Origin of the sequence: Bradyrhizobium sp. WSM1743, from assembly GCF_000473065.1 — a bacterium.
Classification (GTDB): Bacteria; Pseudomonadota; Alphaproteobacteria; order Rhizobiales; family Xanthobacteraceae; genus Bradyrhizobium.
The window spans coordinates 57,113-74,387 of the sequence record NZ_AXAZ01000040.1 but is presented as its reverse complement, the minus strand read 5'-3'; the positions used below and the strand labels follow the sequence as shown (position 1 = coordinate 74,387).

At 60.5% G+C, this 17,275-nt stretch carries 15 protein-coding genes; 6 read left to right on the top strand and 9 right to left on the bottom strand.

Features of this window, described 5'->3' with window-relative positions:
• Nucleotides 1–1,460, bottom strand: a 1,460-nt coding sequence (locus YU9_RS0122935) for a VCBS domain-containing protein (RefSeq protein WP_027574894.1), incomplete at its 3' end; no start/stop codon positions are given.
• A gap of 1,380 nt (nt 1,461–2,840) precedes the next feature.
• On the opposite strand from YU9_RS0122935, the gene YU9_RS49155 reads away from it, so the two are divergent.
• The gene (locus YU9_RS49155) at nt 2,841–2,978 is read left to right on the top strand and encodes a hypothetical protein (RefSeq protein WP_198028286.1); all 138 of its coding nucleotides are present in this window, start codon (nt 2,841–2,843) and stop codon (nt 2,976–2,978) included.
• A gap of 247 nt (nt 2,979–3,225) precedes the next feature.
• Here the strand turns inward: YU9_RS49155 and YU9_RS46090 are convergent, their stop codons facing one another.
• Both YU9_RS46090 and YU9_RS0122920 read right to left on the bottom strand, forming a co-directional pair.
• Nucleotides 3,226–3,459 (bottom strand): hypothetical protein, encoded by a 234-nt coding sequence (locus tag YU9_RS46090; protein WP_027574892.1) that lies wholly within the window; start codon nt 3,457–3,459, stop codon nt 3,226–3,228.
• Nucleotides 3,460–3,631: 172 nt separating this feature from the next.
• Nucleotides 3,632–4,126, bottom strand: a complete 495-nt coding sequence (locus tag YU9_RS0122920) for a hypothetical protein (RefSeq protein ID WP_245266497.1) — start codon at nt 4,124–4,126, stop codon at nt 3,632–3,634.
• Between the two features lie 722 nt (nt 4,127–4,848).
• On the opposite strand from YU9_RS0122920, the gene YU9_RS0122910 reads away from it, so the two are divergent.
• Nucleotides 4,849–5,187 (top strand): H-NS family nucleoid-associated regulatory protein, encoded by a 339-nt coding sequence (locus YU9_RS0122910; protein ID WP_027574890.1) that lies wholly within the window; start codon nt 4,849–4,851, stop codon nt 5,185–5,187.
• Nucleotides 5,188–5,497: 310 nt separating this feature from the next.
• Here YU9_RS0122910 and YU9_RS0122905 read toward each other — a convergent pair whose 3' ends face one another.
• Nucleotides 5,498–6,169 carry a hypothetical protein gene (locus YU9_RS0122905; protein WP_027574889.1) on the bottom strand — a complete coding sequence of 224 codons (672 nt, stop codon included), beginning with the start codon at nt 6,167–6,169 and terminating at the stop codon, nt 5,498–5,500.
• 393 nt (nt 6,170–6,562) lie between these two features.
• Nucleotides 6,563–6,829 carry a hypothetical protein gene (locus YU9_RS0122900; RefSeq protein ID WP_027574888.1) on the bottom strand — a complete coding sequence of 89 codons (267 nt, stop codon included), beginning with the start codon at nt 6,827–6,829 and terminating at the stop codon, nt 6,563–6,565.
• A gap of 631 nt (nt 6,830–7,460) precedes the next feature.
• On the opposite strand from YU9_RS0122900, the gene YU9_RS0122895 reads away from it, so the two are divergent.
• Nucleotides 7,461–7,739: a hypothetical protein gene (locus tag YU9_RS0122895; protein WP_036017894.1), complete on the top strand. Its 279-nt coding sequence runs from the start codon at nt 7,461–7,463 to the stop codon at nt 7,737–7,739.
• A 76-nt stretch (nt 7,740–7,815) separates the two neighbouring features.
• On the opposite strand, the gene YU9_RS0122890 is transcribed toward YU9_RS0122895, so the two are convergent.
• On the bottom strand, nt 7,816–8,553 hold the full coding sequence (locus tag YU9_RS0122890) for a metallophosphoesterase family protein (RefSeq protein WP_027574886.1): 738 nt from the start codon (nt 8,551–8,553) through the stop codon (nt 7,816–7,818).
• A gap of 597 nt (nt 8,554–9,150) precedes the next feature.
• Here YU9_RS0122890 and YU9_RS0122885 point away from each other — a divergent pair.
• Nucleotides 9,151–10,581, top strand: coding sequence for an undecaprenyl-phosphate glucose phosphotransferase (locus tag YU9_RS0122885; protein ID WP_027574885.1), 1,431 nt, complete (start codon nt 9,151–9,153; stop codon nt 10,579–10,581).
• Between the two features lie 46 nt (nt 10,582–10,627).
• On the opposite strand, the gene YU9_RS0122880 is transcribed toward YU9_RS0122885, so the two are convergent.
• From YU9_RS0122880 to YU9_RS0122870, 3 genes are all read right to left on the bottom strand, one after another.
• Complete coding sequence (locus YU9_RS0122880; protein ID WP_245266496.1) at nt 10,628–10,819, bottom strand: hypothetical protein; 192 nt, start codon at nt 10,817–10,819, stop codon at nt 10,628–10,630.
• Between the two features lie 496 nt (nt 10,820–11,315).
• The gene (locus YU9_RS0122875) at nt 11,316–13,517 is read right to left on the bottom strand and encodes a Wzz/FepE/Etk N-terminal domain-containing protein (protein ID WP_027574883.1); all 2,202 of its coding nucleotides are present in this window, start codon (nt 13,515–13,517) and stop codon (nt 11,316–11,318) included.
• 31 nt (nt 13,518–13,548) lie between these two features.
• Complete coding sequence (locus YU9_RS0122870) at nt 13,549–14,220, bottom strand: hypothetical protein (RefSeq protein WP_245266495.1); 672 nt, start codon at nt 14,218–14,220, stop codon at nt 13,549–13,551.
• A 494-nt stretch (nt 14,221–14,714) separates the two neighbouring features.
• Here YU9_RS0122870 and YU9_RS0122865 point away from each other — a divergent pair, with 494 nt between their 5' ends.
• Complete coding sequence (locus YU9_RS0122865; protein WP_245266493.1) at nt 14,715–15,926, top strand: acyltransferase; 1,212 nt, start codon at nt 14,715–14,717, stop codon at nt 15,924–15,926.
• A gap of 7 nt (nt 15,927–15,933) precedes the next feature.
• A complete protein-coding gene (locus tag YU9_RS0122860; protein ID WP_027574880.1) occupies nt 15,934–17,271 on the top strand; it encodes a hypothetical protein in 1,338 nt (445 codons plus the stop codon).
• Nucleotides 17,272–17,275 lie beyond the last annotated feature (4 nt).

The window sequence follows — 17,275 nt, the reverse complement described above, 5'->3', positions numbered from 1 at the left end:
CCGTCGGTGCCGATCGCAAACGTGCCGTAGCTGCCGGCGGTGCCGGCCTGCGCCACGAAGGTCGCCGGGCTGTCGACATCGCTGATGGTCAGCGTGCCGGAGGTCGAGATGTCCGTCGCCGAGTTGGTCTCGGTCAGGTTGCGGGTGTCGGCCGACAGGATCGCGGCGTCGTTGGTGCCGGTTACCGTGATCGTCACCGGCTGGGTCACTGTCCCGCCATGACCATCGCTTATTTGCACGCTATAGATCAGCGTCACGCTCTCGCCCGCGGCGAGATAATCGAAGCCCTTGTCCTGGGCCGAGAAGCTCCAGGCCTGCGTGCCGGTCGCACCATTGATAGAGTCGGTCTGGGCCCCGAGGCTGAACCAGCTCAGCAATGTGCTGGTCGGGGGAAGCCCAGAGGTGGTCCCGCCGGTGGTAACTCCAGTGACGCTGCTGGTGTGGGTATCGGAGATATCCACATCGGCGAAACCAATGGAACCCGATGCGGTATGCGCCGCGCTCGAGCCGGTGGTGTTCGCAGTCTCGCTGAACGTGCCACTCGCGGTCGTCGAGCCGGCGACGATGATCGGCTGATCATTGGTACCGGTGACCGTGACGGTGACTGGCTGGCTCACGGTGCCGCCATGGCCATCGTCAATGGCGACGGTGTAGGTGACCGTGAGCGTCTGACCTAAAGCCAAGAAGTCGAAGGTCTCGTCCGCGGCGCTATAGGTCCATTTGACCGTTCCAGTGCCGCTGTTCGTGCTGTCGGTCGTCACAAGATTGAGGCTGCTCGCCGCCGCAAGTGCGGAAACTTGCGCTGATGTAAGCGAACCAGCCGACCAGGAGAAACTTGGACCGCTGTTTGAGACCGAGTGCGTATCGTGGAGATCAGCGTCGGCAAAGGTGATGGTTCCGGTCGCTGAATCCGGAGTCGTAGAGCCCGCCGTATTCGCCGCCTCGATGAACGAGCCATTTGCCGTGGTCGAGTTCACCACGATCGTGGGCGTATCGTTTAGACCGTTGAACTGCAGCGTCACCGTCGCCCAGCTGAGCGTGCCGTTGCCCAGCTGGATCGCGTAGGTGAAGGTATCGGTTAGCGTTTCCCCGACTGCGAGCGCCTGCAGCTGGGCGTTGATGTCGCCCTTGTCGTAGTGGACCGTGCCGTCCGATTCGATCCAGATCCTCGCCCCCAGCGCACTATGATCGCTCGTTCCAGCCGCACCAGCTGCGTCACTGCTGTACGCCACATCCTTGACCAGCAAATCCGCAGGTGCGTAGCTCTTGGTGGACGCGGAGGTGCTCGTTCCGTCGTCCAATGAGAACAGCGTCTTGGCCGCGCCGCCAAGATCATTTGCCAGCACGTTCAAGATCAAAATGTTGCTGGCGTCTTCGGTAAACGAATAAATATCGGTGTTGGCTTGCGGAGTAGTTCCGAACGAAACCGTGCTACCGCCGCCCGTCGTCTGTGTCGCCATCGCTAAATCCTCTGGGTGATATGCCGTCCGCGTTCACGGACCTGGAATTGCACAATTGCGCGGTGATGGTCGGCCGCTGCCTTGCCTACACCGTTGAAGAAAAATGCTGTGCTGCCGAGCAAGACTGTCGTCATGCTGAGGGCTGCGAAAACATGCAAAGAAGGCATGCGACGAGCTCAAGCTGGTCTGGAGCGAGCGTTGCTCCGAGCTCGCAACAGCAGGTCGCGGCCTGACAGGAACGAGAGACAGGCCTTGCGCGCCGGACCGTGCGCGACGGGATCGTTCGCGCACCGCACACCGAGCGCGATCGAAGGATCACATGCTGACAGAGAAGAACTCGAAATCGCCTGAAAATCGGCTCTAACCTGAGTCCGGCCGAAGATGGTCTCGGACTCCCACACAAAACGCGCGCGCCTCATTCTCATTCGCGGGCCCTCGTCTGCCAATGCAGAGCAGAGCGTGTCGCCGCCAAATCAATTCACGCAAACCGCGGGCGTTCGCTCGGACGAATGACATGTCCGCTCGTTAGCGCCGCTCTGGCCAACCTGCTGCCCAGTTACGCGAAAAGATTTAGAGCTGTATCCCCCTGCCCATTCGTGTGCGGTCCTCGTCCGCCCACGTTGACAATATTGATCTGCAGCATTCTTCGGCTCCCGAGCGCCGTGCGTGGTCAGGAGCGATCACGACGTTTGGCCCGGGATTAAATTAAAGCTAGATTAAAATAATGCGATGGTCCATTTAATTATTCATCTCCTGGATTTAATGATTAATGCATGAAAATCAGCAGCAAAGAGGCGCTTGCGTCGCTTCGGGCGGGAAGCACCCGGATTCATACGGGGCTTTATCTGATGTTGCGGTCGCTGCTCGGACGAGCGCCGGCACATGATCTTGCAAGATCGTGCAAGCCGACAACGTCGTGCTCGCCGGCGAGATGTGCTCGGTCCACGACATCAGCCGGCTTGCCTTTGCGCGGTCGGCTCTTGCCAAGCCTCCAGGCGCCGCCGACGAACAAGCCCAGCATTTGCGCCGGGCTGATCGCCCATCTGGTTCGGTGCTCAGCAACGGACGAATTGGAGCCGAGGCCCACGGGTCCAGCCGGCTCGGAGCCGGACATTGCGATGCTTGCCCAGGCGCTCGCGTGATCGCGGTGCCACTTCACAGGTCCGCGACACGGGCGCAGACGCGCTCGAACGCGCAACACCCCGGCAAGCAGCCGGATTCGAAACTGATGTGAAGCTCACATCGAAACCAGTCCGGTCAGCTCGTCGCCAGCAGCCCAAACGGTTGCTGTTAAAATGATAAACTCGATTATGATTGATAATGCTGATGACTCCAGCATAAGTTAAAAAAAGTATGCTTGGAAAAAAAGGGGAGGTTGGAATGGAAGCTGCCCGCCGTTTTCGCGCCATGGCGTTGCTTTGCCGGCAGACTGCCGCGCGCCAACCTGAGAGAAGCTGGAAACTGCTCGCTGAGGCAGAGTACTGGGAGCATCTCGCGGCTGCGGCTTTGGCTCAGTGAGCTTGGAGTGAGCGATTCTTCGTTGCTTCTCTTTTCATCGACCTCTTAGTTCAAGTCATGGTTCGAGGCGGTCATGTCCAGTCTGCGTCAGATTTACAGCTGTGCCGTTCTGAGTGAACGGCGCCAGGCGCTTGTGGCGGAGCTTAGAGAAGTGGAGAAAGCTTCGAGGTAGGCTCCGGCGTGTAGAAGCAAGAACCATCGGCAGGAGACGGTGTGCCAAACCCGGCAGCAGAGTGAGTGCCGTGAACTAACGCGGCGGCGAGACCGGCCGTCTCTTCAGAGCAGGGCGCTCGCACCGATTTCCGTTCGGCGTCGCACCTTGAAATACCGCAACGAGCCGGTCACCTTCCCAAAGCTCCACGTCGTGCTCGCCAGACATTTGCCCGGCTCGTTGCCTTGCCGCCTGCTCGTCGATGCAGTCGAGCTTTGCGGCGCAGATCACTCGGCGGCTGCTGTCCACCACGAACACTTTGTACCGCATGATGGTAGTCCCATCCCAAAAGGGGGACCGTCATCGTAATCGAATGTCCGTCCAAGTCAGGGAGAAACTCTGTGGCGGTGCGCGGAACCTTTGTACGTGTGGCAATTCAGCTATAGCCGCGTGAACGCATCGACTTCGCGGTGAGCGCGTCAGGTAAGCCGTGTAGCGCGCTTCAGTGGCGCAATCTCACTGCCTGCCGAATCGCGCGACTCGAGCTTAGGAGCGAGAAGCCCCCCAGTGTCATCAGCAGCACACCTAGCCAGGTTACCGTCCGGCTGCGCGCCTCGTCGGGCGCCTGATCTTCGCGTGCGCCCATCGGCGTAGCTGGATCGGCTCGCGCGGCAGCGGAAAGCTTCTCCACGTCAACTTGGGGCGCCGTGGAATGCTCGGGCGTGAGTCGGTCGATAGGAGGATCCGAGACGGGTGCCGCCGGCATCAGGATCGGCGTGCCCGCATCGACGACAGGAGCCGCATCAGTCACCTTGACTTCGCGTGCCGGCGGCCTCGGCGAAGCCTCCTCGGCCGGCGAAGCGCCGAGCAATTCCGCGCGCGCATCGATCACCGGGCTCCGGCTTTGCCGCGCGGCCGCGTTCTCGTCGGGACGCACGGCGCGGTTGGCCACACGGCCATGAACCGGCTTTCGCACCGGTGCAATCCCCTCGGCCAAGAACCAGCATTTGCGGTGACCGTCCCGCCGATACACCCAGCGCTGGCCTGGGCCCGGCGAATTGCCGGGCCGCGGCAAGCATTCCGGCTGCGCCGAAGGGGGTGCAGCGGGCTCGCGCGGAGCAACATTGAACAGGTCGGTGAATGGATTGGCGAACGCAGGTGTGGCCGCAGGACCTCCAGCCAGGAGCAAACTGGCGAAATAACATCGCAAATGACCGGACATCGAACACTCCCGGTGATGCGCCCCACCCGGCACGAGCCTTCGCGGCGACATGGGCTCCCATGCGACTTAAATCTGGCAGCGCAATGAATTAATTGTGGTCCTGGCAACCGAATTAATAAACTCGTCCGGCACGCCTGGGTTGCTGCACGCGCCGGACATCGCTCTCGCCCGCGGTCCGCGACGCAGCCACCCGTTTGATCGCCGCCGCTGCGATCACATTTGCGCTCCTGTCGGCGCTGGCAACTGGCGATGCGAACGCGCAACTGGCCGGCGGTAAGTTTCTGGATCTCGCGATCCCGCTGTGCGGGCCTCAGCGAGCCTTACCCCTCACAGCAAATTAAATGCTCCGCATGATATTACCGCCGTCAGGCCCCTCTCCCTGCAATCTCCCGCATTTAAATGTGGATTATACGGCTTGGACTTAACTGACGGCTTGTCTGCGCCGTCATTTCCCGATTTGTCTGCCTGCGTCTTCTCTCGGGAATTCGGATCAAGCCATGAATACCGCGCATTTCAATTCGCTCTCGCTTGACGAGCTCTGCATACTTCACCAACAGGTGGCCGCCAGCCTCATTCAGAGAATTTTGGCGCGGAAAGCACGGCTGGAGGAACGGCTCCACAAGATTGGACTGGCCGACGAGGCCACACGGTTTGATCGCAAGCGCCGCCCCTATCCGCCCGTGCGTCCCAAATATCGCAATCCGAAGAACCCGGCGGAGACATGGTCCGGTCGCGGTAGGCTGCCCCGGTGGCTGCGGCCGCAACTGCGAGGGGGGCGCAAGCTGGACGATTTCCTAATCGACCAGGCTTCGCTCCAAAAGCGGCAGACCAATTGAGTGCCGCGGTCGCGATCGCGCCGGGAAGAAGGCCAGCGCATCTGCTCATCTGTATCCGCTTGGCTTCTCCAGTGAGTGAAAGACCACCAGGGCCAGCTCCGCTGCATCGAACACGCCGATCCGGTGATCTGCAACTGAGGCATTGAGGGCGAACCTCGAGTAAGTGCGCGACAATAGACACTTCCGACGTTCGGACGCTCACGGCCGTTCCCTGTTCGGGCGCCGCCGACTCCCTGATGATCCTCAACACGAGGTCTCGATGATGCGCTCAATGCGGGACGGGACGCAACCATGGCGCCACTGCCGCGGATCACAGGACGCATCCGCACCGAGCCGATCGGGCATAGGCCGAAAGGCGCGGGTCGGCCCTGGAATGCGCCTCGCAGAAGCGGTCTATGATTTGGGTGACTTTCTCGCTGTAGTCTCGGTGCCAGTGTCCAAGTCCGTGTAGAGCGCTTTCCTGACAGGCGATCGATTTAAGCTGAAGGATGCGGTCCATGGTTTGCAGCGCGCAATCGTGGAGCGTTGGCAGGTCGGGGTCGTCAGGAAGAGCCAAGCTCGGAAACGCATCCCACCACATATAGCAAACACTGTTTAGTGCTTTGCTAGCGGCTTCGCTCAGGTGGGACAGGCTAGGGTCGCAACGAGGCTCAAACAATTTCGCAAACAGAGCCGCGACAGAAGTGATGCAGCGAACCCGGTCTTCGACCGGAACATCAGTTGAACAAAGCCACCCGCTATCGCCGCCGGCATTGGTATTCACAAGGTAGGTTAGGCCCTGCGCGATTTGGCTGTCAGCAAATCCCCGTAACGCTGGCTCCGGGTCTTCAAACAGTCGTGTGAGATAAGACACGGCTTCTACCGCCGGCGGATCCCACCAATCATGCTCGGGATCGAAGTACCAAGGTGCTTGCTGAAAGCGAACCTCGCGTCCAAATGCGTGCTCCAGCCAATCATCAAAGCTGAGGTTTTGAAGGCGCATCGCAAGTGCCGCGGCCCATACAAAGCAAGTGGATCGGCCAAACGACATCGCGGCCGCGATAAGCCCCATCGCTCATGAAGGTCGCTGGCCGATGCGGTTTCGCCTTAAAACTAGCCAATGGTAGGCTGGATGCGGGATGAAGCCAAGCCGCGAAACTTTCCGATAGCGACGGCGTCCAGCCTGGTAGGTCCGGTCCCGCCGCTGGCATGCTAAGCCCTTCAAGTCCCAGCGGGGGGCGAGTTTTCCTTGTTATCGCCGTCGGCCACGCTTGTTCGGGCCGCTCCTCCCAAAACACGAAGAGCGAGTCAAACAAAAACCGCCGCGACCGTTTGCTCGGCGCGGCGGTTGATGATCGAGGACGTTGGGTTGCGGTTAGCCAGTCGCTCCGGCGCCTTACCGGACGTACCAATATCCCCACCAGCGCTGGGACACCGGCCGTGCCTGGGCCTTCATGGCTGCGACTTCCTCGACCGGGCGCAGCTGGGGGCCATAGATCGCGGGCGGATAAACATCATCCCACAGCACAAGTCCGCCTTGGACGGCGGCCGCCCGATGATGTGCCGGGGCAACGGCGAGCTCGGCGGCCGGCGCCATGGATGCCGTCAAAGCGAGGCCGAGAGCAGACAGGGCAATGGATGGAATAAGGGCGCGGAAGTTCATTGGATTGAATCCCTCTAAGAATGTGATGCGAAATAATGCGACGGGTCCCGGATGGTTGCAAGGGCACCTGCTGACCTGTTGACGCGAAATTCCGTCGCGGAGGTGCTCGGTCTCGCCGACGCGCGCGTGCTCGCCCGCGATGGGCCCTCTACGTATCAGGCTGCGAGCACGTCTCTCTTATATAAAGCGGTCGTATCGAGCGATCGCCATATAGAGTGTTCGGTGATCACCGCCGGCCGAGACGAGATGCGGCGGAGGTCGGCAGATCTGGCATGCGCGCTGCATGCGCGGAAGGGATCAACCTTGAACAATCTTTCGGCGTCGAGGAGTCCTTGAGAACCATGATGTCGACACACTGCTCGCTCTTGATAGGAGGCGTACGATCCAGGACGACTCCCATGACTTCTGCGTTTGTCTCCGCTTCCATTTTTGGTGCTGGCCTCATTCTGGGATACGCGCTGCGCGCCTGGCGCGTCCAGCGAAGAACCGTGAACTCATCCTGCGGCCTCTCACGCCGGACGTCTCAGTCCGCTCCCACCTCGACGTTCGGCCACGCCCGACGAGCCTTCTAGGCATCGTCCCACTCGTTGGCGGCATCCAGCTTCACACTGAAACGATGGGACATGATGAAATGAGTGAGCCCAAGAAGGATGCGCCGCGACGCTATATCGTGGACGGCGCCGGACAGCGCGTGCTCGTTGGTCTGACGATCTCGGAAACGATCGAGTTCGAAGCGCTGGACAGGCCAGACACTCGCCCGGGCGCCGACCTGCTTGGGGAGGCGGCTGGTCTCCGTCAGGCCAAGCATGGCGAACGATGGGTGGAGCTCTACGTCAAGCACGAGCGAGCCTGGAGCGACTGGATGGCCGAGACGCGTGCGCGACTGGAGAAGCCGCCTTTGCTCAACTAGAGCATGATGGCACCAAATCCACTCCATCGTTGTTGCGAAGCCATTTCACCCGTCGGTTGCAGGTGGGGTCGCCATATCACACCGCGAGCATGCGGCTTCCCTGGATGCTCATCAGGGTGAGGTTGCCGGTCGCATAGGCGCCGGTGTCGATGTTGACGCGGTTGGCCATGAACTCCGCGCTGCGGACCGGCGTATGACCATGGACAATATACTTGCCGAAATGCTCCTCGCTCCGCAGGAATTCCTCGCGAATCCAGAGCAGATCGCGCTCCGTCTGCTCGGCCAATGGAACGCCGGGGCGAACGCCGGCGTGGACGAAGAAGAAGTCTCCGCAACTGAAGCTCAGCCGCAGATTGTCGAGGAATTCCAAATGCTCGGTCGGCATGGCGCGAATCAAATCGCGCAGGATCGATGCGGGCTCGTCGCGCTTGAGATCCGGCGGGGCAAGCCCGTAGGACATCAATGTCTGGGTCCCGCCGAAGGCAATCCAGTCCTCGAACAGTGAAGGGTCTTCGAACACCCTCACCAGAAAGGCCTCGTGGTTGCCCTTGAGGAAAACCGCATTTCCCCGGCGGCTCCGCTCGACCAGGATGTCGAGGGTGGCGCGCGTATCCGGGCCGCGATCGATGTAATCGCCCATGAAGACTTCGACAGCATAGCGCGGCCGGCTGCGGGCAACGTCGGCGTCGATCACCCGCAGCATGGGCTCGAGCAAATGCGCGCAGCCATGAATGTCCGAGATCGCGTAGATGCGGACTCCGTCGGGCAATCGCGGTTTGGGAACGAAAGGGTGTGGTCGCGCGAGAGATTTCATGGCGCTCAATCGATCGGGTGGTCGAAAAAATGTCCCCAAGTCGCCGGCACCGGAGAGCGTCCATCCAACACGAACAACGTGAATTCGGTGGGGCCGCGAGGTTGTTCTCCGACCGGATCACGCCAAAAGAAGGGCGCGGCATTTTTTGCCGACCTTGTTTCGTGGCGGACTGCAGGAACAAGATCGGTCCGCAGGAATTGCATCGCTGCCCCGAAGCGTGCGGCAAAGCTGCATGACTCGTGGAATCCTTTGCACGCACCCACAGATAGAAATCCGGAGAAATTCTCGCAGCCGACTCGAAGTGCTTTCGGCGGGAGCAACGCAGCGCCTCAAAGTTGAGCGATGAGACGCATCGGCTGCGGAACTTGATTCAAAATAGGGCAGTCCGTTCGCTCATATGTCAGCACTGTGACGACGTTTTCAGCGCGTCGAATTTCGCCGCGTATTTCAACACGACGCATCGTCCGTGCGCCGCAAAAGTTTTGCATGCAGCGCCACAATGTCGCTGCGATCACTCAACACTTTCCGCGCGGGGAATTGACGAGTCTTCAGCATCACGATGAGCGTCAGGCACTCTCTCGATAAGCAGAGGTTCGAATGGCTGTTGCAACTTATGGTTCTGAAAACGCCCATGCGCTGTCATCCGCGCGCGGCAGCGCTCTTCAGAGGCCCTTTCAGATCGTCGTCATCGCTGCTGACTTTCTGTTGATCCTGCTGAGTTATGCGGCGGGCGCTTCGCTGTATGGCGTGGCCGTCGCTTCGCCTCCCGACGGCGCATCGGTGGGAGCCGGGTTGTTTGTCGGCGTGGTGTTCGTCGGGATCGCCTATTTCCGCGACGTCTATTCCACGCACCGCCTGCTCAATCTCGTATGGCAGCTCCGAATGGCGGTGTTCATTTGGCTGACGTCGCTCACGATCCTTGCCGTTGCGGCCTTCCTGCTGAAATCGACCGACAATCTCTCGCGCGGTACCGTCATCGTCTTCGCCGTGATCGGGGGGCTTGGCTTGATCAGTCTCCGCTTCGGCTGGCAGGCCGTGTTCGGCACGAGCTTTGCGCGAAGCCGACTGGTCGATCGCAAGGTGATCCTGCTCAGCCTGAAGCCGCTCGACTTCACCTCGAGCCGCTTCAAGGATCTGCGGCGGAATGGCTTCGACGTCATGCGCCATTTCGTGCTCGGAGACGACCGGGATGATGGCCAATGGGAGCGACAGATTCGCGACGTCATCCGTCAATCGCGCTCGGCTGATGTCGATGAATATCTGCTTGCGATCGACTGGAATGAATTGCCGATGCTGCGCAAGCTGGGGCCATATTTGCGCGCCGTCCCGCAGCCCATTCGCCTGCTGCCGGACGACCCGGTTGCGGACCTCGTGACCCGTCCCTTTTTGCCCGTCAGCGGGACGGTCGCTGTTGAAATCCAGCGACCGCCGCTCACTATTCTTGAACGGCTGCAAAAGCGCTGTCTCGACGTCGGCGCCGCCCTGTTCGCGCTCGTGCTGCTGACGCCGCTGCTGCTGACCGTCGCCGTTCTGATCAAGCTGGATTCACCGGGAACGGTCATATTCCGGCAGTCGCGCCGTGGCTTCAACGGCAAGCCGTTCGAGATCTGGAAGTTTCGCACGATGACCGTCTCCGAGAATGGCGAGACAGTGACGCAGGCGACCAAGAGGGATGCTCGGGTCACCAAGATCGGGCGCTTCCTGCGCATGACCAGCATTGACGAGCTGCCGCAGCTCTGGAATGTGCTGCGTGGGGACATGTCACTGGTTGGACCGCGCCCGCACGCGCTCGCCCATGACAACTACTACGACGAGCTCATCAGCAAGTACGTCTACCGCCATCACATGAAGCCGGGCTTGACGGGCTGGGCCCAGGTGAACGGGTTCAGGGGAGAAACGCCGACGATCGATCTGATGGAGAAGCGGGTCGAGTACGACGTCTGGTACGTCAGCAACTGGAGCATCTGGCTCGACCTGAAGATCATGGCCCGCACAGCGTCCGCAGTGATGTTCCAGGAAGCCTATTAGTCGCTCAATTTCTCAATTGCCTGGAACCTTCGACCCGAGGGCTTCTTCAGGTTCGATTGCGCGGCGGCTTGCCGAAGAGCCGCATGATCGCATCGCGCAAGGCAAGCAGCGGCGGCACGAGCACGAAGAAGGCCCCCATTGCAACGGAGACGATGACGTGGCGGATCGAGAAAGGCTCGTCCTGCTCGATCTCGCGCCGGCTTGGCTCGATGGGCGCCGGTGAGAGCGTCGTCGCCATAGGCTGCCGAACCGGCTTGCGCGGGGGAACCACGATCAACACGAATAGAATGTTGAGCAGAACCCAAATAGTCAAAATTGTAAGGACGATCAGCATCCGAGCTCACCGGAAAAGAGCTGCGAGTATGAGCCGAGATTAGCCTCAGGGAACCTAGAAGGAAAGATGCCTAAAGTTTCGGCATTTTGAGGCATCAAGCCCGGATTGTGTCGTCTTGACGACAGATGGTTGCCAATGGCGCACCGTCTGCGTCAATCCTTGCTTCTGGCTAGAGCAATAGCTGCAAGTTGTGGATTCCGGACGAATACGGACGTCCGAGCAGCCCGGATATGCCTGCACAATCTCCGACCGTCCGACGGGCTCGAGCTGTCTGGTGCGCGAAGCCGCGCTCGATCGCTTTCAAGCGACAATTCCGCAAAGCATGAAACAAGGCCCGCAGCCAAATGGCAGCGGGCCCGAGATCCTTCCAGTTCGGCTGGGCGCGTCGCCGCGCCTCCGCCTAGGCGTGCTCGACGTAATAGCTGTTGTGGTGCTTGCCCTTGTAGGCCTCGATGCGCTTGAGCATCTTCGGGTTGGCGCGGTTGAGCACGGCGCCGAGCAGCTTTTTCTGGAGGACCTCCGACCCGGAAACCGACTCCTGAAGAGCGCTTCGTGTCGTCTGTCCCCATTCGATGACGTAGACCATGGCATCGATCAGGAGGCTGACGGCCTTGGAGTCCGCCACCGGCATCACCGGGGCAAGATCGATCACGATATACTCATAGTGCTCTCTCAGCACCTTGAGCAGCTCGGCCATCGCCTTCGATCCAATGACGTCGGCCGAATTCACCATGCGGGAAGCCACGACGGAGGGAAGGAAATCCAGTCCCGTCTCCTTGCTGCGCTGCACGTGGTAGCCGAGGCTCGCGGGGTCGTTGAGCGCCTCCACAAGTCCGCTCTTGGCGTTGGGCGCGAGCTCTCGCGTCAGCGAGCGCGTGTGCAGGTCGCCGTCGATCAGCACCGTGCGATGCCCGGTGAGGGCGATCAACTGTGCGAAATTCGCGGCGACGGTCGTTTTTCCTTCCTTGGGCAGGGAAGAGACGATGCCGATCACCTTGATCTCGCGGTTCAGGCGCGCAACATCGATCGACACCTTGATGTTGCGCAACGTCTCGGCAAACCGCGAGAATGGATGATCGACGACGTAGCGAGACAGGTCGGATGGGCCGGTCTTCGTGGACGGACGAATATCGGGCAGGACGCCGAGGCACTTCACGCCGAGCTCATCCTCGACCTCGCCGGGGGTCCTGAGCACGTCGCTCAGCAGTTCACGCGCAAATGCGACACCGAAGCCGAGACAGAGGCCGCCCACCAGGCCGCCCACCAGCGCCAGGACCGTGCGCGGTGAGCTCTTGCGATCCGGATTCGTGGCGGTGCTGATGAGACGCGCCTCGCTGAGCGGGAAGCTCTGGTTTTGCGTCGCGCTTTGCAGCTTCTCGAGGAAGTTGTTGTAGAGATTGCGATAGGTGTCGGCGGCGCTTTCGAGATCGCGCAGCTTGACCTCGGCCTGGCCGGTGTGACCGGCCTGGGCAACGAGCTCCTTCACGTTCTTCTCGAGCGACGCCTCGCGGCTCTTTGCGATCTCATAATCGCTGCGATAGGCGTCCCCGATCCGATGCAGCTCATCGGCGATGTTCTTGCGCAGCTCGTCCATCTTGTTGGCCAGATTGACCGCTGCAAGGTGAGTCTTGCCATAGCGCCTGGACCAGTCGGCATATTGGGCCTGGAGGTCGAGATATTGGGCGCGCAGGCGGGTGATGACCGAGTTGTTGAGAGCGTCCGTCACCGTCGGTTGCGCGAGATCCTGGTCGGAGATCGCTTCGATCCGGTCGAGCCGGGCCTTGGCTTCGGCCGTCGCAGCGCGCGCCTGCACCAGCTGCGTATTCAGGTCCGACAATTGCTGCTCGGACATCAGGCCGCGGCTGGTTCCGACGATGTTGTGCTCGGCCTTGAAGGTCTGCACGGCGCGGTCGCTGGCCGATGCCTGCTCGCTCAGCTCGAGGCTGCGCTGCTGAAGCCATTCGGTTGCCCGCTTGGTGGACTGGTATTTGGCTTCCAGAGCGCCGACAAGATAGGCATTGGCGATCGCGTTGGCGATCTTGGCGGCCTTGTCGGGGGTTCGTGCGCGATAGTTCAGCGACAAGACATAGGTCGTCAGCACGCGCTCCGTTCGCAAGTTCTTCTGAACCTGCTCGACCACGGCATGTTCGATTCGCTCCTGGGACGCCGGCTCGCCGGAGCCAAACAGCGAACTCACCTTGCCGATGATGAGGGAGAGGAGGCCTGGATTGGAGCCGTTGAACTCCGGATCCTCCGTGAGCTTCAGGCGACGGACGACGGACAAAATCAGGTCGTCCGAGTTGATGATTTCGACCTGGCTGTCGACATAGCCGGTGTCGATCAGGGCGCTGCTGGTGTTGCTGTCCTTGTCCAGCACCTGCGCCTGACGCGTGTCCATCATGATGCGGGCATTCGCCGTGTACATGGGTTGCGCCGTGATCAGGTAGACGAGCACCAGCGCCAATGAAGCGCCGGCGCATGCCGCAATGATCGGCCATTGGCGGCGTAGCACGTCGGCCACGCGCTCGAAGCTGAGCACTGCGCCGCCGAATTCGATGCCGAATCGGTGTCCCGACTGGAAATGTTCTCTAGGCTGGTACATTTGCTAATTCGCTGCCTTTGACGATCACTGATCAATTCGGAAGGGGGACAGGCTTGAACGGGTTGGCCAGCTTGGTCTTCCATTCGCCGTCGAGCAGGGCTCCGCCTCGCGGCGGCTGCGCAAGGCCCTTGCCTTGCGATTGGGCCTGCTGGGCGCCGGAGTCGTCCTCGCCCGCTGCGGAATAGCCTGCTTGCACGTTGAGATCGCCGATCCGTTGCGCGAAATCCCTGATCTTGCGCGCCGCGTCAGGCTTCGTCGACGTGCACCGCCCTTCGGCAATCCGCAGCGCGGCGCCGATGGCCGACCGATCGCTCGAAGTCGATGCGGAGATGAGCGTCTGCACGGAGGGCAACACCGATGGATTGGTCGCGATGAGAGTCGCGAGCCGATATCTCAGCTTCTCTTTGTCATTACGCAGTCGCTCCAGAAGCGAGGAGGGCGACTTGACGAAGGTGTCGAGTTCGAGCTGCGAGGCGCGGTCCGAGAATTCGACGCACTGGGCGCGGCAAGCATCGGCGCTCGAAACGATCAGCGCAGAACCTATCAAGACAGTCGATAGCCATCGCGGCTGTGCATGACGACGTGTTAGTCCGCGGCCCATCCGTGTTCCTTGCTTCTGTTGCAATAGGAGAACACACGAAACTTGGCAGGTAACTGTGTCATCTTTTTGTGCGGCGCAAAAGCTGGCGCAGATCGTCGACAACGATAACGTTGCCCGGTTTTTTTCTTCGGTTGTAAAAGCACGACTTACAATGCCTGCGAGATTGGCATGTCGCGCTCATGAATGTTGCAACTTGAAAACATATCAGGCACTCGCAGGCCTGCAGTTCGCAAAACCGACACAAGTCACGGCGCGCTTGTATTGTTCCCTCCGACAAAAAGATTTTTCGCTGCGACATCCATACGCAGATAGACCAATGTCTTAGGAATGGTCTCTATCGCAACAGCGCCGAATTTCGCGCACACTTTCCACGCAAATACTCGCAATCATCACAGCTGATGAAATTTGCGCCCGAAGCACGCGGCGCCTCAAACAAAAAGTGGCGTGAAGTTGGCGCTCGCATGTCCGAATGATCTGCGAGCATTGAAAGTATCGTCGGTCGTCATGCATCGCGTGCGAGTCCGTGTGTCGCAGAGATTGAACATGCGCGAGACCTGATACACACTGCTGCGGTGCAATAGCTATGGAATGTTGATGTGACGGAGTTGGTTCATCGTGAGAAGGCGCATGTCCTGCCGCTCGACAGCATTCGAGGGATCGCCGCGACTTCGGTGGTGATTCACCACCTTCTGCTGATGCCGACTTTCCTCGCGGCGTTCCCGCACAATGCGTGGATCAACTGCTCGTTTTTCAGAAGCGCTTGGCTGCTGGTCGATTTGTTCTTTGTTCTCAGCGGGATCGTCATGTCGCTCAGCTACGTCGAGAGCGACTTCGGGCGCTTCTCGCTGCGCGAGTTCATGGTGCGGCGCCTGGCGAGGGTCTATCCGCTGCACATCGTCATGCTGATGGCCAATCTGTTGTTCCGTCTGCTGCGCATCAGCCTGGTCATGGCGGGCGTCGTGGTCGCCGCGCCGGCAGCCTTCGAGGTGAACAACGCCTATTCTTTCGTGCTCAACATCCTGCTGCTGCACTCGATGGGGTTCATCGACTATCTCAGCTGGAATGCGCCGAGCTGGAGCATCAGCGTCGAGTTCTACACGTATCTGGTGTTCGGCCTGATCGTCCTGTTTGCCCAGCGGATGCGTTCCCTGTTGTGGTTCTACGTTCTCTGCGGGCTGCTTGCGGTGGGGAGCCTCGTCTTCATCATTTTCGTGCTCGACAAGAGAAGTCTCGGGCTTCAGACCGATTTCGGCATCCTGCGCTGTTTCGTGAGCTTCTTTCTGGGTGTGCTGACGGTGCGGATCGTCGATTGCCTGCCGGCCAGGCCGGGCCCTGCCGTCCAGGGCGTGGTGCAGTTTGTCGCCATGATCGCCAGCATCGCCCTCGTGTCCGTGGCGGAGACCAATCCCGCGGCAACCTTCCTCGCGCCGGTGACGTTCGCGATCTTCCTCGGCAGCTTGCTCGCCTTTCCGGATGCGATGCTGGTGCCGCGGATGCTGGTGGCGGGGCCATTGGTCTGGCTCGGGCGCCGCTCCTACTCGATCTACATGGTGCATGCGCTCGTGGTGCTGCTGGCCGAGTATTTCGTGCGCGCGCTCGGGGCCGGGCGGATCGCCGCTCTCGATTCGGTCTGGGCGGGCCTGCCGGCCACGCTGAATCTCGTCGTCTCGCTGGCCGCCGTGCTGGCGGTGTCGCACTTCACCTATCTCTACGTCGAGATCCCTGGCGGCAGGCTGATGCGGAACGCTCTTGGCAGCCGGTCCGATTTCTCGGCTTCTCCGGCGCCATCGGCGCGGCCGACGAACTGAGCCGGATATGACCATCCTCACGCTGAACCGGCCGCAAATCACGCTGATCAGTCTCAACATCGAGGCGATCGCGCTCGGCGCCTATCTGGTCCGCGACGCCTTCGGCGGCGTGATCCGCTATTACACCAGCACCTATCACATCAACGCGCTCTGGTACGTGCCCGACGCCATTGCGATTCTGTGCCTTGTCCAGTTCTTCGTCCATTGCATCCTGCGCAATCGCAGCACCCTGGCCCTGCTGGTGTTCGTGCAGATCATGCTGTCGCTTGTGCTCGGCTACTTCATGCTGGGCACGGTCAACGCAGCGGTCTCATCGTTCAAGATGATGCTGCCGGTGTTCGTCGGATTCTGCTTCTGCGATTCGAGCCTGGGCTCATACCGAAAGCTTCTGTCGGTCATCGCCGTGACCTTCTACCTGTCCATGATCGGCGTTTTCCTGACGAAATTCTACCTGATGCCTTGGGTGGGGTACAAATACGAGTCCTTCGGCGCCGTACGCGAAGCCGGCCGGTTGTGGTGGGCCTATGGCGGCGACGACCAGCGCCTCATGGGCTTTGCGGCCGACAATACCATGGCCGCGTTCTTCATCCTCGTATCGTTCGCGATCACCTCCATTCGCATGAGCACGACATGGTGCCTCCTGTTCGGTTCCGTCGCGATCTATGCCATCAAACTGACCACGAGCAAGACGACCATGATCGTCCTCGTGCTCTATTTGCTGTTGCTGGTGTTCGTGCGGATGCTGCCGGAGAAATCGCGCTTCCCCGCGATCCGGTCGATCGCGCAGTGGTCCTTCGCATCGATCTTCGTACCGTTCTTCATGATCGTGGTCGCCTCGGGCACCGCCGCCGTGCCGCACTCGACCCTCTTCAGCATCGTCGATCGCATCAACAACAGCTGGCAGAAACCGTTCATCTACCTGAGCCAGCTTATGCCGATCGGTCTGGTGACTGGCTGCGGTGCGGGTTGTTTCAACTATCCGCAGCAGCTGTTCTCGCCGCTTGCGGCTTTTTGGGTGCCCGTCGACAATTTCTACATCGGGACCTATCTGATGTTCGGTCTCCCCTTCGTCGCGTTCATGGTGATGGTGTTCCGGGCGACATTCGGAGCAACCGACGTGTACAAGCTGACGCTGCTCTTCGTTGTCAACCTGTTCACGATCACGGTGCTGAACTACGGCCCGGCATCCGGCCTGCTGATCATCGCATTGAGCTTCAGCGAGGTGTTCTCTCGGCGTGCGACCTCCTCACGGGGGACTGACGTCGTGCCAATCGTCATGCGGCCACCGATGCGACCATTGGAAGAGTTCCGCCCGGATCTACCGGCGGCGAGCGGGGGCAGGTGAGAAC

Bases quoted from the DNA above. Each gene is read 5' to 3' on its own strand.
- YU9_RS49155 (WP_198028286.1), top strand. From the start codon at position 2,841: ATGGAAGCTGCCCGCCGTTTTCGCGCCATGGCGTTGCTTTGCCGGCAG.
- YU9_RS46090 (WP_027574892.1), bottom strand. From the start codon at position 3,459: ATGCGGTACAAAGTGTTCGTGGTGGACAGCAGCCGCCGAGTGATCTGC.
- YU9_RS0122910 (WP_027574890.1), top strand. From the start codon at position 4,849: ATGAATACCGCGCATTTCAATTCGCTCTCGCTTGACGAGCTCTGCATA.
- YU9_RS0122905 (WP_027574889.1), bottom strand. From the start codon at position 6,169: ATGCGCCTTCAAAACCTCAGCTTTGATGATTGGCTGGAGCACGCATTT.
- YU9_RS0122900 (WP_027574888.1), bottom strand. From the start codon at position 6,829: ATGAACTTCCGCGCCCTTATTCCATCCATTGCCCTGTCTGCTCTCGGC.
- YU9_RS0122895 (WP_036017894.1), top strand. From the start codon at position 7,461: ATGAGTGAGCCCAAGAAGGATGCGCCGCGACGCTATATCGTGGACGGC.
- YU9_RS0122890 (WP_027574886.1), bottom strand. From the start codon at position 8,553: ATGAAATCTCTCGCGCGACCACACCCTTTCGTTCCCAAACCGCGATTG.
- YU9_RS0122885 (WP_027574885.1), top strand. From the start codon at position 9,151: ATGGCTGTTGCAACTTATGGTTCTGAAAACGCCCATGCGCTGTCATCC.
- YU9_RS0122880 (WP_245266496.1), bottom strand. From the start codon at position 10,819: ATGGCGACGACGCTCTCACCGGCGCCCATCGAGCCAAGCCGGCGCGAG.
- YU9_RS0122875 (WP_027574883.1), bottom strand. From the start codon at position 13,517: ATGTACCAGCCTAGAGAACATTTCCAGTCGGGACACCGATTCGGCATC.
- YU9_RS0122860 (WP_027574880.1), top strand. From the start codon at position 15,934: ATGACCATCCTCACGCTGAACCGGCCGCAAATCACGCTGATCAGTCTC.